This is a genomic window from Clostridium sp. AF12-41, assembly GCF_003461685.1.
Taxonomy (GTDB): Bacteria; Bacillota; Clostridia; order Lachnospirales; family Lachnospiraceae; genus Otoolea; species Otoolea fessa.
In genome coordinates this window covers 558,640-583,206 of the sequence record NZ_QTXO01000001.1, presented here as the reverse complement: position 1 = coordinate 583,206, position 24,567 = coordinate 558,640, and the positions used below count along the sequence as shown (strand labels likewise).

At 50.5% G+C, this 24,567-nt stretch carries 21 protein-coding genes; 15 read left to right on the top strand and 6 right to left on the bottom strand.

The features are described 5' to 3' along the window. Nucleotides 1–164: 164 nt before the first annotated feature. Both DWV73_RS02555 and DWV73_RS02550 read right to left on the bottom strand, forming a co-directional pair. The gene (locus DWV73_RS02555) at nt 165–1,232 is read right to left on the bottom strand and encodes a HAMP domain-containing sensor histidine kinase (RefSeq protein WP_117795506.1); all 1,068 of its coding nucleotides are present in this window, start codon (nt 1,230–1,232) and stop codon (nt 165–167) included. After that, nucleotides 1,229–1,906, bottom strand: coding sequence for a response regulator transcription factor (locus tag DWV73_RS02550; protein WP_117795504.1), 678 nt, complete (start codon nt 1,904–1,906; stop codon nt 1,229–1,231). The genes DWV73_RS02555 and DWV73_RS02550 overlap by 4 nt, the downstream gene beginning before the upstream one ends. Before the next feature lie 207 nt (nt 1,907–2,113). Between DWV73_RS02550 and DWV73_RS02545 the strand changes: the two genes are divergently transcribed. From DWV73_RS02545 to DWV73_RS02490, 12 genes are all read left to right on the top strand, one after another. Further along, on the top strand, nt 2,114–3,397 hold the full coding sequence (locus DWV73_RS02545) for an efflux RND transporter periplasmic adaptor subunit (RefSeq protein ID WP_242995708.1): 1,284 nt from the start codon (nt 2,114–2,116) through the stop codon (nt 3,395–3,397). 19 nt (nt 3,398–3,416) lie between these two features. After that, nucleotides 3,417–6,425: an efflux RND transporter permease subunit gene (locus DWV73_RS02540; protein ID WP_117795502.1), complete on the top strand. Its 3,009-nt coding sequence runs from the start codon at nt 3,417–3,419 to the stop codon at nt 6,423–6,425. A gap of 86 nt (nt 6,426–6,511) precedes the next feature. Beyond that, nucleotides 6,512–7,702: a TolC family protein gene (locus DWV73_RS02535; protein WP_117795500.1), complete on the top strand. Its 1,191-nt coding sequence runs from the start codon at nt 6,512–6,514 to the stop codon at nt 7,700–7,702. A gap of 71 nt (nt 7,703–7,773) precedes the next feature. Then, complete coding sequence (locus DWV73_RS02530) at nt 7,774–9,093, top strand: TolC family protein (RefSeq protein WP_207661030.1); 1,320 nt, start codon at nt 7,774–7,776, stop codon at nt 9,091–9,093. Between the two features lie 264 nt (nt 9,094–9,357). Next, nucleotides 9,358–10,500, top strand: coding sequence for a nicotinate-nucleotide--dimethylbenzimidazole phosphoribosyltransferase (cobT, locus tag DWV73_RS02525; RefSeq protein WP_117795496.1), 1,143 nt, complete (start codon nt 9,358–9,360; stop codon nt 10,498–10,500). A gap of 87 nt (nt 10,501–10,587) precedes the next feature. Beyond that, nucleotides 10,588–11,229 carry a bifunctional adenosylcobinamide kinase/adenosylcobinamide-phosphate guanylyltransferase gene (locus DWV73_RS02520; RefSeq protein WP_117795494.1) on the top strand — a complete coding sequence of 214 codons (642 nt, stop codon included), beginning with the start codon at nt 10,588–10,590 and terminating at the stop codon, nt 11,227–11,229. Between the two features lie 71 nt (nt 11,230–11,300). Beyond that, nucleotides 11,301–12,086: an adenosylcobinamide-GDP ribazoletransferase gene (locus DWV73_RS02515; RefSeq protein ID WP_117795492.1), complete on the top strand. Its 786-nt coding sequence runs from the start codon at nt 11,301–11,303 to the stop codon at nt 12,084–12,086. 15 nt (nt 12,087–12,101) lie between these two features. Next, the gene (locus DWV73_RS02510; RefSeq protein WP_117795490.1) at nt 12,102–12,560 is read left to right on the top strand and encodes a bifunctional adenosylcobinamide kinase/adenosylcobinamide-phosphate guanylyltransferase; all 459 of its coding nucleotides are present in this window, start codon (nt 12,102–12,104) and stop codon (nt 12,558–12,560) included. A gap of 23 nt (nt 12,561–12,583) precedes the next feature. Then, entirely contained in the window at nt 12,584–13,603 is a 1,020-nt protein-coding gene (cbiB, locus tag DWV73_RS02505) for an adenosylcobinamide-phosphate synthase CbiB (RefSeq protein ID WP_242995707.1), read from the top strand. A 250-nt stretch (nt 13,604–13,853) separates the two neighbouring features. After that, entirely contained in the window at nt 13,854–15,041 is a 1,188-nt protein-coding gene (locus tag DWV73_RS02500) for an aminotransferase class I/II-fold pyridoxal phosphate-dependent enzyme (protein WP_117795486.1), read from the top strand. Between the two features lie 148 nt (nt 15,042–15,189). Continuing rightward, entirely contained in the window at nt 15,190–16,803 is a 1,614-nt protein-coding gene (locus DWV73_RS02495) for a cobyric acid synthase (protein WP_117795484.1), read from the top strand. A 16-nt stretch (nt 16,804–16,819) separates the two neighbouring features. Further along, nucleotides 16,820–17,455, top strand: coding sequence for a precorrin-8X methylmutase (locus DWV73_RS02490; RefSeq protein ID WP_117795784.1), 636 nt, complete (start codon nt 16,820–16,822; stop codon nt 17,453–17,455). 82 nt (nt 17,456–17,537) lie between these two features. Here DWV73_RS02490 and DWV73_RS02485 read toward each other — a convergent pair whose 3' ends face one another. After that, entirely contained in the window at nt 17,538–17,789 is a 252-nt protein-coding gene (locus DWV73_RS02485) for a hypothetical protein (protein WP_022359551.1), read from the bottom strand. 207 nt (nt 17,790–17,996) lie between these two features. On the opposite strand from DWV73_RS02485, the gene DWV73_RS02480 reads away from it, so the two are divergent. Continuing rightward, nucleotides 17,997–19,163: an alanyl-tRNA editing protein gene (locus DWV73_RS02480; RefSeq protein ID WP_117795483.1), complete on the top strand. Its 1,167-nt coding sequence runs from the start codon at nt 17,997–17,999 to the stop codon at nt 19,161–19,163. 202 nt (nt 19,164–19,365) lie between these two features. Here DWV73_RS02480 and DWV73_RS02475 read toward each other — a convergent pair whose 3' ends face one another. Both DWV73_RS02475 and DWV73_RS02470 read right to left on the bottom strand, forming a co-directional pair. Beyond that, nucleotides 19,366–19,602, bottom strand: coding sequence for a hypothetical protein (locus tag DWV73_RS02475; RefSeq protein ID WP_022359553.1), 237 nt, complete (start codon nt 19,600–19,602; stop codon nt 19,366–19,368). A 185-nt stretch (nt 19,603–19,787) separates the two neighbouring features. Then, on the bottom strand, nt 19,788–20,045 hold the full coding sequence (locus tag DWV73_RS02470; protein WP_022359554.1) for a hypothetical protein: 258 nt from the start codon (nt 20,043–20,045) through the stop codon (nt 19,788–19,790). A 494-nt stretch (nt 20,046–20,539) separates the two neighbouring features. Between DWV73_RS02470 and DWV73_RS02465 the strand changes: the two genes are divergently transcribed. Beyond that, the gene (locus DWV73_RS02465) at nt 20,540–21,022 is read left to right on the top strand and encodes a bifunctional precorrin-2 dehydrogenase/sirohydrochlorin ferrochelatase (protein ID WP_117795481.1); all 483 of its coding nucleotides are present in this window, start codon (nt 20,540–20,542) and stop codon (nt 21,020–21,022) included. A gap of 25 nt (nt 21,023–21,047) precedes the next feature. Further along, nucleotides 21,048–23,474 (top strand): hydroxymethylbilane synthase, encoded by a 2,427-nt coding sequence (hemC, locus tag DWV73_RS02460; protein WP_242995706.1) that lies wholly within the window; start codon nt 21,048–21,050, stop codon nt 23,472–23,474. 108 nt (nt 23,475–23,582) lie between these two features. Here hemC and DWV73_RS02455 read toward each other — a convergent pair whose 3' ends face one another. Beyond that, on the bottom strand, nt 23,583–24,437 hold the full coding sequence (locus DWV73_RS02455; protein ID WP_117795479.1) for a PHP domain-containing protein: 855 nt from the start codon (nt 24,435–24,437) through the stop codon (nt 23,583–23,585). Nucleotides 24,438–24,567 lie beyond the last annotated feature (130 nt).

Genomic DNA, 24,567 nt, shown 5'->3' with positions numbered 1-24,567 from the left:
CATTTCAGAGAGGTATCATTCTATGAAGCGTTTATTTGGTTTAGTTCTTTTTTCAATGGGATTTGGCATGACCCTGGTGCTCATTTTCCCAAAGAATTTTCTATGGGTCAGCATCGCCATTTCTCTGATGATTGTCGGGTACAATATGTTTTGCCGATGAGATTCTATGCTTTTTCAAGCGGCAGAATCACTGTAAAGCAGCTACCCTCGTCCACCTGGCTGGATACCTCGATGGTACCGTGCATCAGGTCGATGATCCGTTTCGTGATGGAAAGTCCCAGCCCGTTGCCCTTTTCATTGGGATCAGAGTTCCTGCTGTAAAATTTTTCAAAGATCCGTTTCATCGTGGCGTCATCCATGCCGACGCCGGTATCGCGGATGGAGACACGCACCTTATCTCCTGTGATAACGAGTTTGGCAGAAAGCATACCGCCAGCCGGGGTGAATTTGATGGCATTTTGCAGGAGATTGATCCAGACCTGCTGCAGCATCTCACAGTTGCCGTAAAATTTGCACGCCGTCAGATCAATGTCGAGATTCAGATGCTTTTTCTCCCAGAGCGGTTCCAGCAGAAGAATCGCCTGACGGATTTGTTCGTCGAGGCTGAACGTCGTGCGGCCAGTCACGATCTCCTGCTTTTCCAGGCGGGAAAGCAGAAGAATGTTGCCGGTCATCGTGGTGAGCTGGCGCGTGCTGTCGATGATGATGCGCGTGTATTCATTCCGGTCCGCCTCTGAGAGAGATGGATCCTGCAGCAGTGTCGCATAGCCCTCGATGGCGGCGAGCGGTGTCTTGAACTCATGGGAAACCGTGGTCACGAAATCATTTCGCAGCGATTCGATGCTGTTTAACTCCTGCACCATACGGTTAAAATTGTCGGTTAGTTCACAGATCGCCTGCAAAGACTTCGAATTTGGCACATGAACAGAAAAGTCTCCGTCTGCTACCTGCTTAGCGGCAAGGCTTATGGAACCGATCGGGCGGAGGATTTTCGACCAGAGGAACAGCGACAGCGCGATACTGAACGCAAGGCTGCTCAAAAATGACATCAGGCGCGGAAAATTCGGACCGAAAATCCGAAAAACTTCGTGTTTATCTGTTCCGCTTGTGAGCAGCGAGACAAAATATCCGGTCAGCATCGGTATCAACGAGGACACCAGGAAGAAAAAGACCAGGAGGGTCAGCCAGTAGAGTGGAATCTGGAAATATTTGGTAAAGTTCTTGCCGATCATACTTCTGTTTTCACCGCCTTATAGCCGAGACCCCGCACGGTCATGATGATAAAATCATCGCAGTTTTTAAAACGTTCGCGCAGCCGGTTGACATGCACATCGACCGTCCGTTCGTCGGTTGTCGAGTCAAGCCCCCAGATTTCGTCCATGAGCTGCTGCCTCGTGAAAATCTTATTTGGATAAGAAAGTAATTTATATAGAAGATAAAATTCTTTCTGCGGCAGAAGCGTCTCCTGCCCGTTGACCGTGACCGTCAGTGCATCGTAGTCGAGAATCGTATTTTGGCAGACAATCCGATGCTCCGTCGCGATCTTGGCGCGTTTGAGCAGGGCGCCAACCCGCAGAACCATCTCATTGACATCGATCGGCTTCACCATGTAGTCATCCGTGCCTGCCTGAAAGCCGCGCTGCTTGTCTTCAAAGCGCTCTTTGGCGGTGATAATCAGGATCGGCATCGTAAATCCACTCGTCCGCAGGTGATCAATCAGTTCATATCCGTCCATTCCGGACATCATAATATCCGAAATAATGAGATCTACATATTCAGAATCTAAAAGAGATAATGCTTTTTCGCCGCTTTCTGCCGGAAGCGCCAGATAACCATTGTTGGTGAGTACCGTGCAGAACAGGGAACGCAGTTTCGCATCATCTTCTACCACGAGAATGTGAAACATATCCGTAAATCCTCCCTATAATTCAATTAAAAAGATGTAATATCATAAGTGCTCATAGTATACCACATAAGTTTAAACTGATTGTGAACGGTGCAACACATTTTTTTCACGGTTCGTTTACATTCAGTTTATATGTAGTTGAAACTCGTTTAAAAATGGGATGTTATACTAGGGACAATTAGGAAAAACCAGAAAGGAATATGCGAAATGAGTAAACTATCTTCTCTGATGGAAGCGGCAAAGCAGAATAAAAAGAAAACAGCCATCATCGCGGTGGTGGTGCTGATCGTACTTACGGCGCTTTTTATGCGTTTCAAGGGCGGCAGCAAAGGAGGTCCAGGCGGCGGTCCGGGCGGTATGCAGGACACGCAGATGGACAATGTGGCAACGGTTGCGGCTGAGAATCCAAAGATCGGAACGATCGAGCGGACAACCAGCACATCCGGTACTGTCGAGGCATCGGACGTTGTCTATGTCTATGCGAAGGCATCCGGCGATGTGACGGGCGTCAACGTCAGCGTCGGTGATATGGTAGCAGCGGGTCAGCTTCTCTGTACGATCAATACCGAACAGGTTGAGACGGCGAAAAATGCGATGGACTCCGCCTCTGTTAACCTGACCGAGGCACAGAGCAATTTAAGCCGTATGCAGCTTCTTTATCAGGGAGGAGATATTTCTGATCAGGAATGGGAGCAGTACCAGAACCAGGCGAAGACGGCACAGTTAAATTATGAATCGGCAAAATTAAACTACGACCGTCAGGTGGAATACAGTTCCGTGACCGCACCGATCTCCGGCAAGATTGAGACGATGGATATTGATGTATATGATCATGTCAACCAGCAGGCGCAGCTCTGCGTTATCTCCGGTGAGGGAGATAAAAGGGTATCGTTCTACGTATCCGAGCGTGTTATGAGCAACTTAAACCAGGGCGACGCGATGACGATTGTAAAAGATGGAACGACTTATGATGGTGTGATTACCGATGTCAGCAGCATGGCGGACGAGAGCAACGGTCTGTTTAAGATAAAGGCAGAGCTGCCGGAGGCGAACAGCCTTTCAACGGGAAGTACTGTCAAGGTAACAGTAACTTCTGAGCGTGCAGAGAATGTCATGACTGTGCCGGTAGATGCGATCTACTATGATAACGGCGTTGGAAATGTCTATGTTTACCAGGACGGAACGGTACATAAAGTGGAAGTCGAAGTGGGGCTTTATAATACAGAGCTGGCGGAGATCAAGTCGGGGCTGACGGCAGATGATCTCGTCATCAGTACATGGAGTTCCCAGCTTTATGAGGGTTCAACTGTTAACTTAAAGGGTGAAGAAACAGATGCGGCAGCAGCGGATGAAGCTGGAAACCAAAAAGCTGATGCCTCGGCAGGGTCTGAAAATGGACAGAAAGCGGGTGCTCCGGCAGATGGCGGAAACGATCAGCCTGCGGGTGATGCAGGTGCTCCGAACGATGCAAAAAATGGACAGAAACAGTAGGACAGGAGGAATGTAAGACATGGGAGTAACGAAATATATCCTGAAACATCCGGTTACTACTGTCATGGCTCTGTTGTGTCTGGTTGTATTCGGCATTTCATCGGTCTTTTCGGCAAAGCTGGAGCAGATGCCGGATATGGAGACGCCGATGCTGATTATCATGGCAAATTATTCAGGCGCAGGACCGGAGGATATCAGCGAGCTGGTAACCGAACCGATCGAGGAGGCGATCGGCACGATGGAAGGCGTGGACACGATTTCCTCCACATCGAGCGATGGACGTTCGATGATCATGCTTCAGTACGATTACGGCACCGATATGGATGAGGCGTATGACAACTTAAAGCAGAAACTGGACAATATCCAGCGGGCGCTGCCGGATGATGTGGAACCGAGCGTTATGTCGATGAACTCCAATCAAGGAGACAGCATGATGCTTTCGATTGCACATAAAACGCAGACAAACCTCTACGATTATGTGGATCAGAAGATAGTACCTGAATTAGAGCGAATTTCTTCAATTGCAAACATTGAGACGCGAGGCGGTTCTTCTAAGTACGTCAGCATTGAATTACAGTCTGAAAAAATGGATCAATACAATCTGACCATGCAGGATGTTGCGAGTGCGATTAACGATGCGAACGTGGCATCCCCGTCGGGTGAGGCAGATGCCGGAAACCTGGAGCTTTCCGTTACTACCTCCTTAAAAACAGAACAGGTAAATGAGCTGCAGGATATTCCAATCAAGACGCCGGCAGGACAGATTATTTCTCTGTCGGATGTGGCAAATGTGTATGAGGCAACGAAAGACCGGGGCGGCATTTCCCGTTACAACGGTCAGGAGACGATCTCCGTTTCGATTCAGAAGCAGCAGGACAGCACAGATATGGAAGTGTCCTCGGCTGTAAAAGAGAAAATTGAAGAATTGATGGCAGATGATTCGGATCTGACGATCACGGTTGCAAATGATACATCTGACACGATTCTTGATTCCTTAAAAGACGTAGCAGAGACAATGGTTCTGGCGGTTATCATCTCCATGCTCATCATTTTCCTGTTCTTTGGCGATTATAAGGCGTCCCTGATCGTCGGAAGTTCCATTCCGACTTCGATTTTGATGTCCTTGATTGCGATCACGATGGCAGGATTTTCGTTGAACGTTATCACGATGAGTGCGCTGGTACTCGGCGTCGGCATGATGGTCGATAACTCGATCGTTGTACTGGAGAGCTGTTTTCGTGCAACGGCGGAGCAGGAAGACAAGGGGGCGCTTGGCTATTTTTCAGCAGCGCTTCACGGAACCGGCATTGTCATCAATTCGATCATCGGTTCGACGATCACGACCTGTGTCGTATTCCTGCCGCTGGCATTCTTAAACGGTATGACCGGACAGATGTTCAAACCGCTGGGATTCACGATCGTGTTCTGTATGTCGGCGTCCCTGCTTTCTGCGATGACGGTGGTTCCACTGTGCTATTTGTTCTACAAACCGAGCGAGGCGAAGCGCGCCCTGATGGGACGTCCGATTGAACGTTTACAGAAATGGTACCGCGGCATCATGGACCGTCTGTTAAACCACAAAGCGATGGTTATGGGATTTTCGGTTCTGGTACTTGTACTGACGGTAATTCTGGCGAGCGGAATGCAGACGGAGCTGATGACATCGGATGATACCGGTACGGTCAGTGTCAGCATTGAGACGCGTCCGGGTCTGAAACAGGAAAAGATCGAGGAGGCGCTGGCAGAAGCGGAGGCGATTGTTTCCGCGAGCAACCAGGTTGATTCGTACATGCTGCGTTACAACGGAGACAGCGGCGAGATCAGTGCCTATCTGAAAGATGACCGTACCATGAAAACAGACGATGTAGCCGATCAGTGGCAGAAAGAGATGGATAACATTGCAAACTGTACGATCGACGTATCGGCATCGACTTCCATGAGCTTCATGGGAAGACAGCGCGGCTATGAAGTGATTCTTCACGGCACGCAGTATGATGAATTAAAAGAAGTTAGTGATAAGATTGTCAAGGAAATGACAGCAAGAACGGATGTCATCAACATCCATTCCAGTATTGAGAATAATGCACCGATCATTACCCTGAAGATTGATCCAGTCATGGCAAAGGCGTATGGACTCACGGCTTCCAGTATCGGAACGACGATTAACCAGATGTTGAGTGGTATCGACGCGACGACACTTAAAATTGACGGCGAGGACATTACGGTAACGGTTGAGTATCCGGAGGGCGAGTACGAGACAGTTGATAACATAAAAGATATTATTTTGACGGGAACAAACGGACAGAAGGTGGCACTGACCGATGTGGCAAATGTCGTATTTGAGGACAGTCCGGCTTCGATTTCCAGAACCGACGGTGCATATGAGATCACAATCTCTGCCGATTACACCGGTGATAATGTACAGCAGCAAATCAACAGTGAGGTAATTACTCCGAACTTAAGCGGTACAATCAGCATTGGGCAGAACAGCCGTGACCGTATGATGAAGAGTGAGTTCAGCTCCCTGTACCGCGCGATTGCGATTGCAGTCTTCCTGGTATTCGTTGTCATGGCGGCACAGTTTGAGTCTGTGAAGTTTTCCATCATGGTTATGACGACCATCCCGTTCAGTTTGGTTGGTTCCTTCGGATTACTGAAGCTGACCGGCGTCAGCATCAGTATGACGTCCCTGCTTGGCTTCCTGATTCTGGTCGGAACTGTTGTAAATAACGGTATTCTCTACGTGGATACGGTCAACCAGTATCGCTCCACGATGGATCTGCGGACAGCGCTCATCGAGGCAGGTGCGACCCGTATCCGACCGATTCTGATGACAAGTATGACAACCATCCTCTCGATGATTCCGATGGCACTGGCAATCGGAAGCAGCGGTTCCACGACACAGGGTCTGGCGATCGTAGATATCGGCGGTCTGAGCGCAGGTGTGATTGTCGCGCTCTTCATGGTTCCAGTATATTACGCACTGCTGAGCCGGAAACCGAAGGAAGAGATACCGGATGTGGATTAGATATAGGTTAATTGAAAAAATATTGTAGGAAATAAAATATTTGCTGCGGAAATTAAAATCAGATAGATCGGAATGGAGTGACATACATGAATCAAAATAGAAGATTATGCCTGACCCGCCGGATTGCCTCTGGCGTGGCAGCCTGCTCACTGGGAGTATTCCTGGCGGCAGGTGTGCCGGTTCAGGCATTGGCAGCCAGCCCGCAGTTTGCATATTCTACAGAAAAATGGGCTTCGCTGCAGGATGATAAGCTCGAATTTGACGAGATTGCTGATCGGATCCATGAGTACAACAGCACAGTGGAGAAGAACCGGATCGAGTACAAAGATTATCAGGGCAAAGACAGCAATGAGATCGCGCAGGAATATTATGACGCGGCAGATGAGATCGAGAGCAGTATCGAGTACCCGGATTCAGATGATGCGAATTATGGTTCCGCACTGGCAGCAGCACAGAGAAGCGAGACTTCCGCGACCCAGATGCGCGAGCAGGGCGATAATAACGTCGATGATGCGAATGTTAAGGCGTGGGGGTATACGCAGACCGAGAAATCGTTGGTACAGCAGGCGCAGAACCTGATGATCCAGTACTGGAATGCCCAGGAAAACTTAAAGAGTGTGCAGAACCAGGTGTCCAAGGCAGAAAAAGACTATGAGACAGCGAACTTAAAGCTCTCATCCGGAAATGGGACACAGACGGATGTGCTGGATGCCAAGGAGACTCTTTTAAAGGCGCAGGCGTCTATCACCACGGCGGAAAGCAGTATTGCATCGACGAAGGAATCCCTGTGCCAGATGCTTGGATGGAAATATGGCGCATCAGTAGAAATCTGTGCATTACCGGACCCGCAGGAACAGATGAGTGCATTGGTCAACCTCGAAGAGGACATTGCGAAAGCACAGGAAAATAATTATCAGTTAAAGATTCTGGCACGTCAGGTCAACAATGCGATGACAAGCACCCTTAAAGAGCAGTACCAGACAACTCTGACCAGCGGGAAGGAGGCAGTCAAGTCGAATGTCCAGTCGGCTTATCAGAATCTGAAGTTGTCTGAGGCACAGTATGAACAGGCAAAACGCAGCCTTGAATTAGAAGAAAAGACGAAACAGACCAACGACCGCAAGCTGGCAGCCGGACTTATCAGCCAGAACGCATACCAGAGCGCAACCTATTCCTATGAATCGGCATCCGTGGCAAAAGAGACGGCAGCGATGTCGCTTCTCCAGGCGCAGCTCGCCTACCAGTGGGCGGTGGGCGGACTGGCGTCCACGCAGTAGAAAGGGGTGGGCGGATGATGCGAAATCTGAAAGGAAAATGGATGAACGCGGAAGCTGGGACAGAGCAAAAGATGCGCAAGGGGCAAGAAAGAGACCGAAGCGGTGCAAGTGCTTTGGATGTGCATCTGGACGGTTATAATGTGAAACGAATCGGAAAAAGCAGATTGAGTCGTTCGATCGGAATTGCCCTGGCGGCTTGTATTCTTGTATCGAGCCCGGCGCAGGCGGCGAAAACGCCTTTGATTTCCGGCACAGAAAGTGATTCAGACAGCGAGGCAGATGGTCCGGCGCTGGAAGATGGCACCATAACCGAAAACAGCGCAGACAACACGATCGCCAGCCAGTCCGGCTCCTATACGGAGGAACAGCTAGCGGATTCTGTGATAGAGTACGGGGAACTGGAGGCGCTGGTGCGGCGCGGCAATGGAACGGCTGTCAGCGCCGATTACAGTTATCAGGACAGCCTTGCCGTCTACCAGGAAGCCTACGATGCGATGATTTCCGGTGCCCGGGATATGAACTATAAAGCAGATGAGCTCGAAGATGCGGGCGGAGATGAGGCACTGATCGGCACCTATGAGCGAAATGCACAAACGCTGTCGATGGCAGCGAAGCAGTATAAAAAGTCGCTCACTTCCTTAAATTCGGCGTCAAGCCGTGCGTCCAGAAACCGGACGGTCTGGCAGGTCGTAAAGACCGCACAGATCCAGTGGGGCACCTGCCGGCAGCTTCAGGACGAGGTGGAGGCGGCTGCCAAGACGGCAGAGAACTATCAGGCGCAGGCAGATCGCAAAGAGCGGGAGCTGGCAGCGGGGCTTTGCACGGAGACAGACTTATTGCAGGCGCAGAAAAACCTGCTAAGCGCCCAGACAGCATTACAATCCACGACCGATCAGGCAAATAAGGCGCTGCGCCAGCTTGCCATTTTACTTGGAAAGAGCGGAACTTCTATTACGCTGGGGAAAATTCCAGCCGTATCGGCAACGGAACTGGCTTCTATGAATCTGGATGCGGACCGCGCGGCAGCTGTCGTTGCAAGTTCCAGTGTCAAATCAGCCAGACGATCCTCCGCAACCGGAGATGCGGCGCGCAAGCTGCGCCACCAGCAGATCGAGGAAGCCGAGAGCGCCGCAAGCGCCTCAGCGGATGAGCAGTACGCTGAGATAGCGGCATTAAGCCTAGAACGTGACGCGGCGCAGGCAGCCTACCAGTCTGCCGAAAAAACATACGGCGCCACCCAGATTAAGTATCAGTCCGGTGCGATTAATAAAGCAACGTATTTACAGGGTGAGGCGTCTTATCTGCAGAAAAAAGCAGAACTAGAGACTGCCGAGATTTCCCTGCGGACGGCGTATGATGCGTATGAGTGGATGTTGAAAGGAGTTGCGTGAGGATCAAGTGATTGCGCTTCCTGAGATTATATGTTTTGTATGGATATGTGAAATAGAATTTTATAAGATGGGTTTAAAAAAGACGGCACTGCCCGGGTGGGTGGTGTCGTTTTCGGTGTGAGAACAAATTTGTATTTGCGTATTGTTCCGGTCGATGGTACAATCATAGGCGGAATTTTGAACCGGTAAACGATAGACTGAAAGGGTACGCCCGTTCACGGACCCATGGAAAAGGGCGGAAACGAAAACGGGAGGAACATATAGATGCAGCAGGAGAATATGAAGACATTGGAATCCCTGGAAGATTTTCGGCATTTTTCGGAAAAAGAGCTGGAAATACGGTTTGACCAGCTTAAGAAACAGATTGTACCAGCGGACAAGACAATCCGGGAGCAGGCAGAAAAGCATTGGGGGCATGTGGCAAAACCGCTTGGCAGTCTGGGAGTCCTGGAGGAAGATATTGTGCGGGCGGCGGCAGCGCAGGGGGAGAAAGTGCCAGACTTCTCCAAGCGTGCGCTTTTGATTTTTTGCGCGGATAATGGGGTGGTTGAAGAAGGGGTATCACAGACCGGGCAGGAGGTTACAGCGGCAGTTGTTTCGAATATGACACGCGGGAGGAGCTGCTCCTGCCTGATGGCAGAAAAGGCAGAAACGGACGTGTTTCCGATCGATATAGGAATCGCCTGTGAGGTGGAACATCAGGGGAAACTTCATCCCCTGACAGAACGGAAAATCCGGCGCGGGACTTCCAATTTTACAAAAGCAGCAGCGATGACGCGCCAGGAGGTGTTGACAGCCATTTTGACGGGAATCGATGCAGTGCGTGTGCTGAAGGAGCAGGGGTACCGCTTGTCTGCAGTGGGTGAAATGGGGATCGGCAATACGACGACCAGCAGTGCGGTCGCATCGGTTCTGCTGCAAAAGGATCCAGAACTTGTCACTGGAGCTGGGGCGGGTTTAGATTCGGCTGGATTGAAACGGAAAACGGAGGTAATCCGGCGTGGAATCGGACTGCATCACCCGGATCCCATGGATGGCATGGAGGTATTGCAAAAGGTAGGCGGATTCGATCTGGCGGCGATGGCAGGTGCTTTTTTGGGCGGTGCCATCTATCATGTTCCGGTTGTGATTGACGGGGTTATCGCGGCAGCTGCGGCGGCAGCTGCTGGAAGAATTGCACCGGCAGCGACGGACTATATGCTGGCAGCCCATGTATCGGCGGAACCGGCGTCTATCTGGCTGCTTGATTTGATAGGAGTAACTCCGGCTATCCAGGCGGGACTTCGACTCGGAGAAGGTACAGGGGCGCTGGCGCTGTTTCCACTGCTGGATATGGCGCTGTCCATTTACCGGGATATGGATACGTTTGCGGAGATGGAAATAGAGGAATATAAGCCGCTGGTGTGATGAGATATACGGATTAAAACATTTTTTGCGTATGTTTTTAAAGCATGGAAACTGCTGCAATTCGGTGAAAAAGAGGATAAATGAACGATGTTATATATAGTTACAGGCGGCAGTGGCAGCGGTAAGTCTGAATATGCCGAACAGACTGCCGTGCAGTGCCGGAACAGGAACGGTGGGACACTCTGGTATCTGGCGACGATGCGGATTTGGGATGATGAAGGCAGAAAACGGGTGGAGCGCCATCGGCGGATGCGCGCGGCAAAAGGGTTTGAGACGATTGAGCGGTATACGGGGTTAGAAACATTAGAATTAGAGGAGAGATTCGAAGAGTCCAATTCGGCTGGTTTGGACGCTGAACAGGAAAACGATAGTTTGAAGCGCTGGGAGTCCTGCCGAGTGGCACAAAAACCAGTGCTTCTCCTTGAATGTATGTCCAACCTTGTCCTCAATGAATTTTATGCTCAGGAAAATGGTGCGCAAGAGCGGATTCTGCAAGGAATAAAACACTTGCAAAACCAGTGCCATGACCTTATCATTGTAACGAATGAGATCTTTTCGGACGGTGTGACGTATGATCTGGAATCGGAGCGGTACATAGAGCTTCTGGGACGGATCAACCGGGAACTGGGACAGATGGCGGATTCGGTGACGGAAGTGGTGTATGGAATTCCGCTTGCGGTGTCAACACCTGTTTTTGCAGCCGGTGAAAGGACAAAAGATGTAGGGTAGTCAGTGAGTGGAACAGAGCGGAATGCCTGCTAAAGTTATGGTTGCCAGAATAGAGTCAGGGGGATCGAAGATTGAATCTGATAGGAAGTTTTGTCATTGCATTTTCCATGTATTCACGCATTCCGATGCCGCGCATGGACTGGACGGAAGAGCGGATGCGCTATGCGCTTTGTTTTTTTCCGCTGATCGGGGCGGTGATCGGAGCGGTAGAGATAGCCACGTTTGCGCTCTGTGAAATTTTGGGTGCTGGAGTTCTGTTCCAGACCTGCCTGTTGACGGTAGTTCCACTATTGATTACCGGTGGAATCCATATGGACGGGTATCTCGATGTGACGGATGCGCGCCATTCCTACGGCGAGCGGGAAAAAAAGCTGGCGATTTTAAAAGATCCCCATACGGGGGCGTTTGCGATCATCGGTCTGGGGCTGTACCTGCTTCTCTATGCGGGGGCAGTTTCTGAGCTTGTGGGAGCAGATGTGTGGCTGCTGCCGGGGGCGCTTATGCTGGAACGCGCCTGCAGCGGCTATTCGGTGGTGGCATTTCCAAAGGCGAAAAAGGACGGGCTTGCCGCTGAATTTTCCAGAAGTGCCGAGACAAAGGGTGTTCGCGTGAGTATGGCAGTTTTAGCAGTGTTGGCGATCAGCTGGATGATTTACTGGGGACATCTGCGCGGCGCTCTGGCAGCCTTAACAGCCCTTGTGACTTTCGTTTGTTATTATCGTTTTTCCATGCGGGAATTTGGCGGCATCAACGGCGATCTGGCAGGGCATTTTCTGCAGAGCTGCGAGCGGAATGTGGTGCTGGTGCTGGCGGCGATGCGGCTGGCAGGTACGTGCCTGCGGTTTTTGAATTTTTAAGCGAGGAAAAGCAGAATGATTTTTATAATTGGCGGCAGGGAACAAGGAAAGACAGCGTATGCGATGAAATTGTGGGAAAAACGTACTTTGGAACGGAGGAAAACAAAAGACTTATCCACCGTTCTGAATCGATCGAAAAATCCAGAAGCGTGTAGAGTTACGGCACGCATCGCGGATGGGAGATTAGAAACGGACAAACAGACGATCATGCAGGCGGATCTGATCACGCATTTTGAACTGTTTGTGAGGCGTGAGATGGAAGCCGGGCGCGATCCATACGTGTTTGCAGAACGCCTGATGCAGGAAAATCCGGATGCATTCGTGACGGCGGATGAAATCGGCTGCGGCATTGTGCCGATGGAAGCATTTGAGCGCGATTACCGGGAGACAGACGGGCGCATTTGCCAGCGGATCGCCGCATATTCGGAGGAAGTGCACCGGGTTATCTGCGGTCTGGGAATGCGGATCAAATAAAAGAATAGTTGGGAGTAGACAAAATGACAGCAATCAGTAAAGTATTGACAGGAATGATAGAAGGTAGAATGGTCGGATATCACTTAGCTGCGATTCTGGCAGGTTATCTTCTGGATCTGTGCCTGGGTGATCCGCATTCGATGCCGCATCCGGTCCGGGCGCTCGGAAATCTGATTGTGTGGCTGGAAAAATATTTGCGTCCAGCTGGAAAAAAGCATGCAACGGAACGGGGGGAACGCCGCGCGGGCGTTCTTTTTGTGTGTCTGGTGCTGCTTGTGACAGGCAGTGTGGCAGGCGGAATCCTCTGGATTTCCCGTCTGGGCGGCATCTGGATTCAGACAGTAGTCGAGGCGGTCATGACTTACTATCTGCTGGCGGCGCGCTCCTTGCGGGATGAGAGCATGGCGGTCTGCCGGAAGCTGGAGGCGGGAGAGATCGAGGGAGCCCGCTATGCAGTGTCGATGATTGTCGGGCGCGATACGAAACCTCTTTCAGAGGCGGGGATCGCACGGGCGGCAGTTGAGACGGTAGCGGAAAATGCGTCGGATGGAGTGATTGCGCCTTTGTTTTATCTGGCGATTGGAGGTCCGCTTCTTGGTTGGCTGTACAAGGCAGTCAACACGATGGATTCGATGGTCGGATATAAAAATGACAGGTATCTGCATTTTGGACGCGCGGCAGCAAAACTGGACGATCTGGTAAACCTGATTCCGTCGCGTCTGGCAGCGCTTTTATTGATAGTATCTGCATACCTTTTGCGATATGACGGAAAGAATGCTTACCGTATCTGGCGGCGTGATCGCCGGAACCACAAAAGCCCCAATTCCGCGCAGACCGAGTCGGCATGCGCCGGCGCGCTGGGCTTGCGACTGGCGGGCGATGCCTGGTATTTCGGCAAGTTAGTTCCGAAGCCATATATCGGTGATGAGATACACCCGATTGAACCGCAGGACATCCGCCGTGTCAACCGCCTGATGTATGGAGCGGCGGGAATTATGGGGATTATTGCGTTGGTGGTGCGCGGTGTGATTCTGTTTTTATAGAATTGGAAGAATTCCGGAATGATAAAAATATTAAAAACAGAGTAACTGTTCAGTACCTTCACAGTCACGCGCAAAAATCCATTAAAAATTGCCTGCGGCAATGGGATTTTTGCCTGCTGGCCCATGTTTTCGTACGGTCAGCGCAGTAAATGCGCAGACCTACTGAACAATTACAAAACAGAACGAAATAAGAGAACAGTAAACAGATAAAGAATATATAAAAAGAGGGAACAACAGGGAGGAAGCATCTATGCCATACACGCACGGCGGCGATATTTACGGTGATGCAGCCGTAGAGTTAGATTTTTCAGTCAATACAAATCGTCTTGGAATGCCGCAGGCTGTCCGTGATGCTGTGATGGCATCGGCGGCTGCTTGGGAACAATATCCGGATGCTTTATGCCGGAAGCTGCGGCGTGCAGCGGCTGCTTTTTATGAGGCAGACGGCACGCCGATTCCGGAGGACTGGCTCGTGTTTGGAAACGGTGCTTCGGATATTTTATATGCAGTTGTCTCAGCGATTCGGCCCAAACAGGCGATTTTGCTGGCACCGGGATTTTCGGAGTATGAGCAGGCGCTTCGGATGTGCGGCTGCGAGATCCGGTGGCTTCATTTAAAGGATGAAAATGGATTTTCCCTGGAGAGTGCGAGGGAAGAATTGTATGCCATGCTTTGCGATGGCTCCGGGGATGCATCGAAGATAGATTCGGTCCCAACTTTATCCTCTAAACGTGAAAACGTCTGGGAAAAAATTTTGATTCTCGGAAATCCCAATAACCCGACAGGGCGCGCCATTTCAGCCACCGAGCTGGAAAGGTTGGCGGAGGTCTGCCGGGAAACACATACCTGGCTTATGCTGGACGAGTGTTTTCAGTGGTTTTTGGATACACGGAGAGAATGTTCGTTTGTTGGAAATTTGTTAAATGGTGTTGGAGATCACGTTATCCTCTTAAATGCCTTGACCAAAATCTGCTCAATGGCAGGCCTTCGCCTGGGCTATGGCATCATCCCCAATGCCGGACTCCGGGAACGCCTCGAGAAGTTCCGCCAGCCGTGGAGTGTCTCGGCTCCGGCACAGGCGGGCGGGGTGGCGGCATTTGCGGTACTGGCGGATCATTCAGAAGGAAATCTGCTGGAATGGACGGTTAAATCTTTGCAGACGGAACGTCCGCGGCTGGCGGAAAAACTGGAAGAACTGGGATTTATCGTTTATCCGTCCCAGACAAATTATCTGTTGTTCCGTTCGCCGGATGAGGATTCGCGCGATTACAAACAGGGATGTTTAGAGCATGGCATTTTGATTCGCGCCTGTGAGAATTTTGAAGGGCTGAACCGTCATTATTACCGGGTGGCGGTGCGGAACCGGGGAGAAAATGAAAGGTTGATAAATATTTTGAAAGAGGTACAATCTGAAGAAAAACACAATGTGAATTTGTAATATAAAACGAACCCATAAAATAGCCTCTGTCATTTGAAAGGACAAATGGCAGAAAAATAGTTTCGGTTAAGCACAAAATAGCTTCGAATTAAATAGCTTTGAGCAACCATTATTTGGTAAGACACTCAAAAATAAGGAGGATTTCACCGTGGCAAAAGCAATCATGATACAGGGAACGATGTCCAATGCGGGAAAAAGCCTGCTGGCGGCGGGACTCTGCCGGATTTTCAAGCAGGACGGCTATCGCGTGGCGCCGTTTAAATCGCAGAATATGGCGCTGAACTCCTATATTACCAGCGAGGGATTGGAAATGGGACGCGCACAGGTAGTGCAGGCGCAGGCGGCGGGCTGTGAGCCATCGGTGGACATGAATCCGATTCTCTTAAAGCCATCCAGCGATGTCGGTTCTCAGGTGATCGTGCGCGGTGTCCCGATCGGCACAATGCCCGCGAAGGAATATTTCAAGTATAAAAAGCAGCTAATCCCGGAAATCAAGAAAGCGTTTCAGCACTTGTCCGAACAGTACGATATCATCGTGATTGAGGGCGCCGGCAGCCCGGCGGAGATCAACTTAAAATCGGATGATATCGTGAACATGGGAATGGCGCGCATGGCGGGTGCGCCAGTGCTGCTTGCCGGGGACATCGACCGGGGCGGCGTGTTTGCACAGCTCTATGGAACGGTAGCGCTTCTAGAACCGGATGAACAGGCGATGGTAAAGGGGCTTATCATCAACAAATTCCGCGGCGATAAGACGATCCTGGATCCAGGTGTTGAGATGATCGAGAAATTATGCAAGATTCCGGTGGTCGGCGTCGTTCCGTACATGGATGTGGATATCGAGGACGAGGATAGCTTAAGCAGCCGCCTTTCATCCACAGGGCGGAATAATACCCTTAAACAGGAAAACGAGTCATCTGAAAAACATGTAGAGGCATGGATCGACATTGCAGCCATCCGCTTTCCGCGTTTATCCAATTTCACTGACCTGAACGTCTTTGACCCGATCCCCGGCGTTTCGGTGCGTTATGTGAGCCGCCTGTCTGAGCTGGGGCGACCGGATCTGATTGTTCTTCCGGGAACGAAGAATACGATCGAGGATCTGCTCTGGATTCGGCAGAATGGTCTGGAAGCGGCAGTTTTAAAGAAAGCAGCCGGAGGAACGCCGATCTGGGGCATCTGCGGCGGCTATCAGATGATGGGACAGACGCTGTCAGATCAGGAAGGAACCGAGGCGGGTGTGCCTGGGCGTACGATCTCCGGTATGGGGCTTCTGCCGTTACAGACACAGTTTCAGGAAGAAAAGACCAGGACGCAGGTCAAGGGATGTTTCGGGACGGTCAGCGGTATCTTTTCCGGGCTTTCGGGGATGGAGGCGGAAGGATATGAAATACATATGGGAGAGACATCATCTGTCGGCGGTGATATTGTTAAGAACGTGATCAAGGAGCAGGAAAAAGCCGTAAATCATAGTTTATTGAAACTCAGGGAAGAACAGGCGGGAAACCACACTGAAAAACAGGATGGCTGCTGCCGGGACAACCTTTACGGCACTTACGTCCACGGCATTTTTGACAAGGCAGAGGTGGCGGAGACGATTGTCTGTGCGCTGATGAAAGAAAAAGGAATGGAGCCGGAAGTCAGCGGATTGTCGTTTGATTATGAGAAATACCGGGAAGAGCAGTACAACCGGCTGGCAGACACGATGCGGAAGTACTTGGATATGGAAGCAATTTACCGGATTCTGGAAAAGGGAGTGTAGATAGATGGATGAAAAAATGAAAGAACTCAGTCAGGTATTGCCGTCGGAGATCGAGGCGAGAAGTTTTGAGATTATCACCGAGGAGCTGGGGGAACGGACATTTCCGGAGAAAGAAGCACCAATTGTGAAACGCGTGATTCACACGACAGCCGACTTTGAGTACGCAGATTCGCTTGTATTTTCACCGGGCGCAGTCGATAGGGCGTTGGAAGCCCTGAAAAATGGGGCGTGCATCGTGACTGATACGAATATGGGAAAATCCGGCATCAACAAGCGCGCGCTTGCGTCGCTGGGCGGCGAGGTCTACTGTTTTATGGCGGACGAGGATGTCGCGAAGAAAGCGGCAGCGTTCGGGACCACCCGTGCGGTTGCCAGCATGGACAAGGCGGCAGAAATGGGAAAAGACTGTATTTTTGCAGTTGGGAATGCACCGACCGCGCTGGTGCGTCTGTACGAGTTGATTCAGGAGGGAAAAATCCACCCGAAGCTCATCATCGGCGTGCCGGTCGGCTTTGTCAATGTCGTGCCGTCCAAGGAATTGATTATATCCTTGCCGGACACTCCTTATATTGTGGCAAGAGGCAGAAAGGGCGGCAGCAATGTAGCCGCCGCGATCTGCAATGCATTGATTTATCAGTTGACGCGCAAATAAGATGTGATGGTGTTAAATCTGCGGTATTAAAATGTACATGGATGCATTCTCAAAAGATATGCTGGGTATGGGCGGATGTTTATCAGCAGCCAAAGCCACCGCCGCCACAGCAGCAGCACAGAAGCAGGATCCAGATCAGGCAGTCGCAGTTGTTGCCGCCGCATCCGTGATCAAAGCATCCGCCGCCACATCCGCCGCAGCACAGCAGAATCAGAATCAGGAAGAGACAGTTGTTGTTGCCGAAACCGCCGCATCCACAGCCACAATTACAGCCGCAGCTTCCTCCGTTGTTATCACATCCGCAACCGCAGTTGGTAGCCGCTAAATCACTCATGGTTATGTCCTCCGAGATTTTCTATACACTTCATCATATGAGGGGCAGCTTGCCACAGTTTCCATAAATCAGGAAAATTAGGACGGAAATATTTTACTATAAATTTTTTGTTGAAATAATCGAGATAACCGGGCGGATCGACATGGATGTTTATCCATAACGATTTGTCACAGAACATTGTACAACGAAATGAAAAGAGGAATGAAAATGGAACCGTTATATTATCAGACACCGTATGTAAAAGAATTTGATGCCATCGTCACCGCCTGCCGTCCGGCAAAGCACGGATTTGAGGTGGAACTTTCCCAGACCGGATTTTACCCGGAGGGCGGCGGACAGCCGTCGGACACCGGACGGATCGGGGAAGTGCACGTGACACATGTGGAGGAGAAACATGGCGTGGTTGTTCATGAGACGGACGCGCCGCTGGAGGTGGGAAGCACCGTTCACGCGGCCATCGACTGGGAACAGCGTTTTTCCAACATGCAGCAACATACGGGAGAACATATCATATCGGGGCTGATTCATGCCGCATACGGATATGATAATGTCGGATTTCATATGGGACACGATGAAGTGACGGTCGATCTGAATGGTCCGCTTAACTGGGAACAGTTAAAGGAAATCGAGAAGAAGGCAAATGCGATTGTCTGGGCGAATCTTCCGGTACAGGTGACATATCCGGGTGAGGAGGAATTGAAAACCATCGATTACCGCAGCAAGAAAGAGCTGACCGGTCAGGTCCGCATCGTAGAGATTCCGGGGGCGGATATCTGTGCCTGCTGCGGCACACACGTGGATTACACGGGAGAGATTGGCGTGATCAAGGTGCTTTCCCTGATGAATTACAAGGGCGGTGTGCGTTTCTCCATGCTCTGTGGTGACCGTGCGCTGGAGAATTTTGAGGCGAAGACGGAGCAGATGCAGACGATCTCTAACCTGCTTTCTGCAAAACCGGAGAAGGCGGCGGAGGCGGTCAGCCATCTGAAAGAGGAGAGCGGGCGCAAGGACGGTGAGATTAACCGCCTCTGGCAGCGCATTCTCACCATGCAGGCAGACGTCTATCCGCAGGGTCAGAAAGCGCTGGCTGTATTTGAGCAGGGCATGACGCCAGTTCTGGTGCGTCAGTTTGCAAATCTGCTATTGGAACAGGAAAAAGGAGAGACCGTGCTGGTGTGCTCTGGCGATGACGCGTCAGGTTATAACTACACAGCCGGAAGCCTCGGCCGTGATATGCGTGCATTCGGAAAAGAATTAAACGCCCGTCTGCAGGGACGCGGCGGCGGGAGCGCCCAGATGGTGCAGGGAACATTCCGGGCGTCGCGGGAAGAAATTGAAAAAGTCTTTCAAGAGCTGGCGCGGATAGAAGCGTAGCTGTTTAGAAGGTTTGCGTGTTTACTGCGTGAAGTATGAGAAACGGTTTGACTTAGATTCATAAAACGGAAAAAAGCTTTCTGTGCAGCAGAGCCAATCTGCCATGCAGCCAGAAAGCTTTTTTATACAGTTTCTATCGCATCATTCAAACATTTTTTTATACAACGGCAACGTACATACCATGTACACCTCAGAAGAGAGCTTACTCTCCCTGATACATAAATTTAATCAGTCGGTCTAAGTCCTCTTTCTCATAAGCAACCAGCTCCAGCTCTTTGATATAGCCATTGGAAAAAATATTTGCCATCGACAGATACTGGGACAGCTTGGATTTCAGGTTGATGCGGTCGCCCTCCGGGGAAACCAGTTCGACGGTTCCTTTGCAGGAATCAATTACTTTAAAAAATGTGTTTACATCGGAAATATTCTGGATTTTCATATTTAGCCCTCCTTCATGGATTGGCACACAACCCTGTGTGCAGTTTATAATTTCGTCAATCTTTTAACAATGATAATTATAACAGACCTCTATAAAGGGCGCAATGCTCACATTTTCCAAAAAAATCCTTAAAAAAATATCCCTGTATGTCAAAAATACAGGGATGTCCAAGAAAAGATTGTCTATTAATTGTCAAAATCAATATGAAACGTGTCGTTATTTGCGGTAATATGAACATAGGAGAGATTGAAAGACTCATCCAGAATGTCTACCTTGTATTCAAATACGACGCCATTGTCTTTCTTGGAGAGAAACAGGTAGGTTCCATTTTCTTTTTCCTCCATCTGATCGCAGATGTCGTTGTAGATATCCTCGCCGTTTACCTCGCCCGGATAGCCGGAAGCTTTGATCTTGTCTTCGATTGCTTTGTAAAATTCTTCCATCGTTGTAACTCCTTTATTGGTATTAGTCAATCTTTTTATACTCATTGTATTGAATTTAAATGTGTTATAAGTATACAAAATCTGCACCGTTCTGGCAAGACAAAACAAGGATTACTTTTTACGTATGCGGGTATTAATAAAAGAGGGTTACTGTACACGCATACGTAAAAAGTAACGGAATTTGCCGTGGCTTCGCATTTCAATACGGCAAATTCCTGCTGCCACCACGTTTTCTTACGGCACTTTCGGTTCCAAAAGTGCCTACCCGTGAACAGAAACAAAAGAGGTTCTAAAATGAAAAATAGGTCTGCCTCATGCTTGATTTATAAAACGTGAAACCTTATAATAATACGGAAATACGGTTTTGAAGAGATGAACTCAATTCCGGTGGCATAGAAACAAACGAAGTAACTGTTCAGTAGGTCTGCGGATTTATTGCGCGTGACTGTGAAGGCACTGAACAGTTACCAAACGAAAATAGTGGGAGAAGAGAAATGTCCTATTTTCCGATTTTTATAGATATGACAGATCGGCAGGTGCTGGTTGTGGGAGCTGGAAGTGTGGCATCGAGGCGGGTCGGCGTGCTGGAAAAATTTGGCGCAGCGATCACGGTGATTGCACCGAACACTTCGGAAGAGATACGGAAGCTGGCGGATTCACGGAAAATCCGTCTGATTGAACAAACCTATGAGGAAGTTCGTGATACGATCTGGCAGGAAAAAAACTTTTTTATGGCGCTGGCAGCGACCGGGCAGACGGGGACGGACGCACGGATCAAGGAGGATGCGTCGAGCCATTCCGTCTGGTTTAATATGGCTTCCGATAAAAGTCAGTCAGAGTTTTATTTCCCGGCGATCGCCCAGGGCAGAGAACTGACAGCCGGATTGATTTCTGGCGGAGCGGATCCGGGATTGACGCATCGTGTGGCAAAAGAGGTACGCCGCGTGCTGGCGGAGGCAGAGGTAGAAGATACTTAATATATTTTATAGAGGAGATTAAAAATTGACAGATAAAAATAGGATCCGCGTAGGCAGCCGCGACAGTGCGCTGGCAGTTGTTCAGTCAAAGATGGCGATCGCAGCGATGCAGAATGTCTGTCCGGAGACAGGATTTGAATTGATCACGATGAAAACGACGGGAGACAAGGTGCTTGACCGTCCACTTGATGCGGTTGGCGGCAGGGGATTGTTTGTAAAAGAACTGGATCAGGCGCTTTATGAAGGGCGGTGCGAACTGACAGTTCATTCCCTAAAAGATATGCCGCTCTGTCCGCCGGAGGAGCTGCCGGTGCTGGCGCTTTTAGAGCGCGGAGACTGCCGCGATGTGCTGGTTCTGCGCGAAGGCTTATCCGAGCTTCCGGCACACCCGGTAATCGGAACTTCCAGCCGCCGCCGTGTCCTACAGGGGCAGAGATTATTCCCGGATGCAGAATTTAGGGGGATCCGCGGCAACCTGAACACGCGCTTGCGAAAACTTGATTCTGGCGAATATGATGCGCTGATTCTGGCAGCGGCAGGGCTGATTCGCCTGGGATTTGCAGACCGCATCAGCCGTTATTTTTCTGTGGAGGAAATGATCCCGTCAGCAGGACAGGGCATTCTGGCAATCCAGGGACGGCGTGACCGGGAGATCCCTTTTGTGAAAATGGTTCACTCTGAGGAGTCTGCGATCTTAACCAGGGCAGAACAGGGCTTTGTCGCCACGCTTGGAGGCGGATGTTCGTCGCCGACGGCAGCTTTGGCGGTGCTTGAAAATGGAAAAATCAAGCTGCGAGGTCTTTATTATAAGGAAGAAACGGGAGAAGTCCGTATTGGTTCCATTGAGGGGGAGGCAGAGAAAGCAGCGGAGCTTGGAAGAAAATTGGCGGAACAGTTATCGGGAAAGCCTGCACTGTCTCCGCTGGGGAAAGTCTACCTTATCGGCTCGGGTCCTGGCGATGCAGGGCTTTTTACCCTGCGCGGCAGAGAACTTCTGGAGCAGGCGGATGCCGTCGTCTACGACGCTTTGGCAGGCGACGCGGTACTGGGCTGGATTCCGGAGCATACGCGGAAAATTGACGTTGGTAAACGGAGTGGACGCCATTCGAAGAAGCAGGAAGAAATCTTAGAAATTTTATTAGAGGAAGCGAAAAAGGGCGGAACGATCGTGCGCCTCAAGGGCGGGGATCCGTTCGTCTTTGGACGCGGCGGCGAAGAAGCTGAATTTTTAAAGAAACATCAGATCCCGTTTGAGGTGGTTCCGGGTATCAGCTCCAGCCTGGCAGTTCCGGCATATTTTGGCATCCCGGTGACGCACCGCGGATTGGCGGGATCGTTTCATGTGATTACCGGACATCGTATGGAGGGCATGCCGGCCCTGGATTTTGAGGCACTTGCTCGGGTCGGCGGTACCTTGATTTTTCTGATGAGTGTTGCGAATGCGCCGAGGATCTGTGAGGGGCTTCTGAATGCGGGAATGAAACCGGAGACGCCGGCGGCATTTCTGATGAACGGAACCCTTGCGTCCCAGAGAATGATCCGCGCAACCCTGCAGACACTTCCGGAAGAGGGTGTGCGTCAGGGCGTCAAGGCGCCTGCCATCCTTGTGATCGGGGAGGTCTGTGCGCTTGCTGATACGTGTGCATGGAGAGAAGAAAAGCCGTTGGCAGGAAAACGGATCGTGATTACCCGCCCGAAGGAGCGCAGCCAGAAGCTGGCGGAACATCTGCGCGATGCCGGAGCGGAGGTGCTGGAATTTCCGACGATTGAGTTAAAACCGGTCTGGAAAAAATCAGAAAAAGCGGATGCTGGCACAGCGGATAAAGAAAAACTGTATGAACTGGTTCGGAATCTGGAATCGTATCACTGGCTGGTGCTCACGAGTCCGGCAGGGGCGCAATATTTCTTTGAGCTTTTGAACCGGATGCAGAAAGATTTCAGGAGCCTTTCCCATCTGCGTTTTGCTGTGATCGGCGAGGGAACCGCGTCCGTCTGCCGGGAACACGGCATTTACCCAGATTATATTCCGGAACGCTTTTATGCGGCAGATCTCGGAAAAGGGCTGGCAAAACAGGTGAAGCAGAACGAACGCGTATGCATCCTGCGCGCCAGACATGGTTCGCCGGAACTGACGCAGGCATTTGAAGCTGCCGGAATATCCTATATGGATGTGACACTTTACGATACGATCACGCCGGAGAAATCGCCGCTTGCAGAGCGCATCCGTGAACTCCTAAAAGAGGGCGCGATCGATGCGGCCACGTTTACGAGCGGATCGACGGTACAGGGATTCCTGGATATTTTACAGCCGGATAAGGAGACATTGAACGGATTTACAGCCGTCTGTATCGGAGAAAAGACAGAAAAAACCGCCAGCGCGGCGGGAATGAAAGCCGTACTGGCGGAGTCCGTCTCGGAAGAAGGGATTGAGCAGGCGCTCTATCATATGTAAACATATAAACAGACGTCTGTTCAGCAGGTTCATGAAGAAGTTTTCATATAGATCGTAAATGCCTGAACATACGGAACCGATAGAAGTGTGAGCGGGTAAATCAGCATTTTAGCTGTTTTTCTGCTGTAACCGGGCTTTTATGTTGTCCAGCAGCAGTGCAGAAACCCGCAGACCGCCGTAGCCGCTTCCAAGATGGATATCTGGTTTGTTGGCACCGTGAAAATCGGAACCGCCGGTGGAGACCAGACCGAGACGGGAAGCTATTTCACGTAAATGAAGACTGTCGGATTGAGAGTGTGAGGAATAATAAACCTCGATGCCCATCATTCCGGCTTCTTTTAAATAGGAGAGAAGCTGCTCGGTCTTTTTCCAGCCAAGTTTATACTGGAGAGGATGTGCGAGCGCTGGTAAACCGCCAGCTACACGGATCAGGCGGATCGCTTCCTCCGGCTCAATCATCTGCTTCGGGCGGTAATATTTTTTGCCGTCCCCGAGGTATTTATCAAATGCCTGGCTGACCGAAGTGACACAGCCTTTTTCAAGCAGTGCGCGTGCAAAATGGGCACGGGTGATGACAGTGTGTTCATTTCCGTGAATTAAATCTTCATATTTAATGGGAAATCCATCTGCCTGAAATAAAGCGAGAAGCTCTTCATTGCGCCGGTTGCGGATCTCGCGGACCTGCCGCAGTGCAGATAAAAGTTCCGGGCAGTGCGGGTTCAGGTAGAGCCCCAGAATATGGATTTCTTTTCCTTCATAAGGACTGGAAAATTCGGCACCGGGAATGACAGTCAGGGAGGTGTTCTCGGCTGCCTGCATGGCTTCCGCAACGCCGTCAACTGTATCATGATCCGTCAGCGCATAGGCGGTCAGACCGCATTGGAGCGCCAGCTTTGTCACTTCGGTGGGCGTGAGTGTGCCGTCCGAAGCAGTAGAATGAACGTGTAAATCAATTAACTGCATAGATGCAGACCTCCTTCTGCTGTAAGACTACCCGCATTAGATGGAAAAGTCAAGTATGCGGCAAATACCCGCTGCAGTTTGCCAGTGTGTAAACGGGAACAAAAATGATTGTTTACATCAGATATATTTG

Coding starts and splice junctions, on each gene's coding strand:
- DWV73_RS02555 (WP_117795506.1), bottom strand. CDS start 1,232: ATGATCGGCAAGAACTTTACCAAATATTTCCAGATTCCACTCTACTGG.
- DWV73_RS02550 (WP_117795504.1), bottom strand. CDS start 1,906: ATGTTTCACATTCTCGTGGTAGAAGATGATGCGAAACTGCGTTCCCTG.
- DWV73_RS02545 (WP_242995708.1), top strand. CDS start 2,114: ATGAGTAAACTATCTTCTCTGATGGAAGCGGCAAAGCAGAATAAAAAG.
- DWV73_RS02540 (WP_117795502.1), top strand. CDS start 3,417: ATGGGAGTAACGAAATATATCCTGAAACATCCGGTTACTACTGTCATG.
- DWV73_RS02535 (WP_117795500.1), top strand. CDS start 6,512: ATGAATCAAAATAGAAGATTATGCCTGACCCGCCGGATTGCCTCTGGC.
- DWV73_RS02530 (WP_207661030.1), top strand. CDS start 7,774: ATGCGCAAGGGGCAAGAAAGAGACCGAAGCGGTGCAAGTGCTTTGGAT.
- cobT (WP_117795496.1), top strand. CDS start 9,358: ATGCAGCAGGAGAATATGAAGACATTGGAATCCCTGGAAGATTTTCGG.
- DWV73_RS02520 (WP_117795494.1), top strand. CDS start 10,588: ATGTTATATATAGTTACAGGCGGCAGTGGCAGCGGTAAGTCTGAATAT.
- DWV73_RS02510 (WP_117795490.1), top strand. CDS start 12,102: ATGATTTTTATAATTGGCGGCAGGGAACAAGGAAAGACAGCGTATGCG.
- cbiB (WP_242995707.1), top strand. CDS start 12,584: ATGACAGCAATCAGTAAAGTATTGACAGGAATGATAGAAGGTAGAATG.
- DWV73_RS02500 (WP_117795486.1), top strand. CDS start 13,854: ATGCCATACACGCACGGCGGCGATATTTACGGTGATGCAGCCGTAGAG.
- DWV73_RS02490 (WP_117795784.1), top strand. CDS start 16,820: ATGAAAGAACTCAGTCAGGTATTGCCGTCGGAGATCGAGGCGAGAAGT.
- DWV73_RS02485 (WP_022359551.1), bottom strand. CDS start 17,789: ATGAGTGATTTAGCGGCTACCAACTGCGGTTGCGGATGTGATAACAAC.
- DWV73_RS02480 (WP_117795483.1), top strand. CDS start 17,997: ATGGAACCGTTATATTATCAGACACCGTATGTAAAAGAATTTGATGCC.
- DWV73_RS02475 (WP_022359553.1), bottom strand. CDS start 19,602: ATGAAAATCCAGAATATTTCCGATGTAAACACATTTTTTAAAGTAATT.
- DWV73_RS02470 (WP_022359554.1), bottom strand. CDS start 20,045: ATGGAAGAATTTTACAAAGCAATCGAAGACAAGATCAAAGCTTCCGGC.
- DWV73_RS02465 (WP_117795481.1), top strand. CDS start 20,540: ATGTCCTATTTTCCGATTTTTATAGATATGACAGATCGGCAGGTGCTG.
- DWV73_RS02455 (WP_117795479.1), bottom strand. CDS start 24,437: ATGCAGTTAATTGATTTACACGTTCATTCTACTGCTTCGGACGGCACA.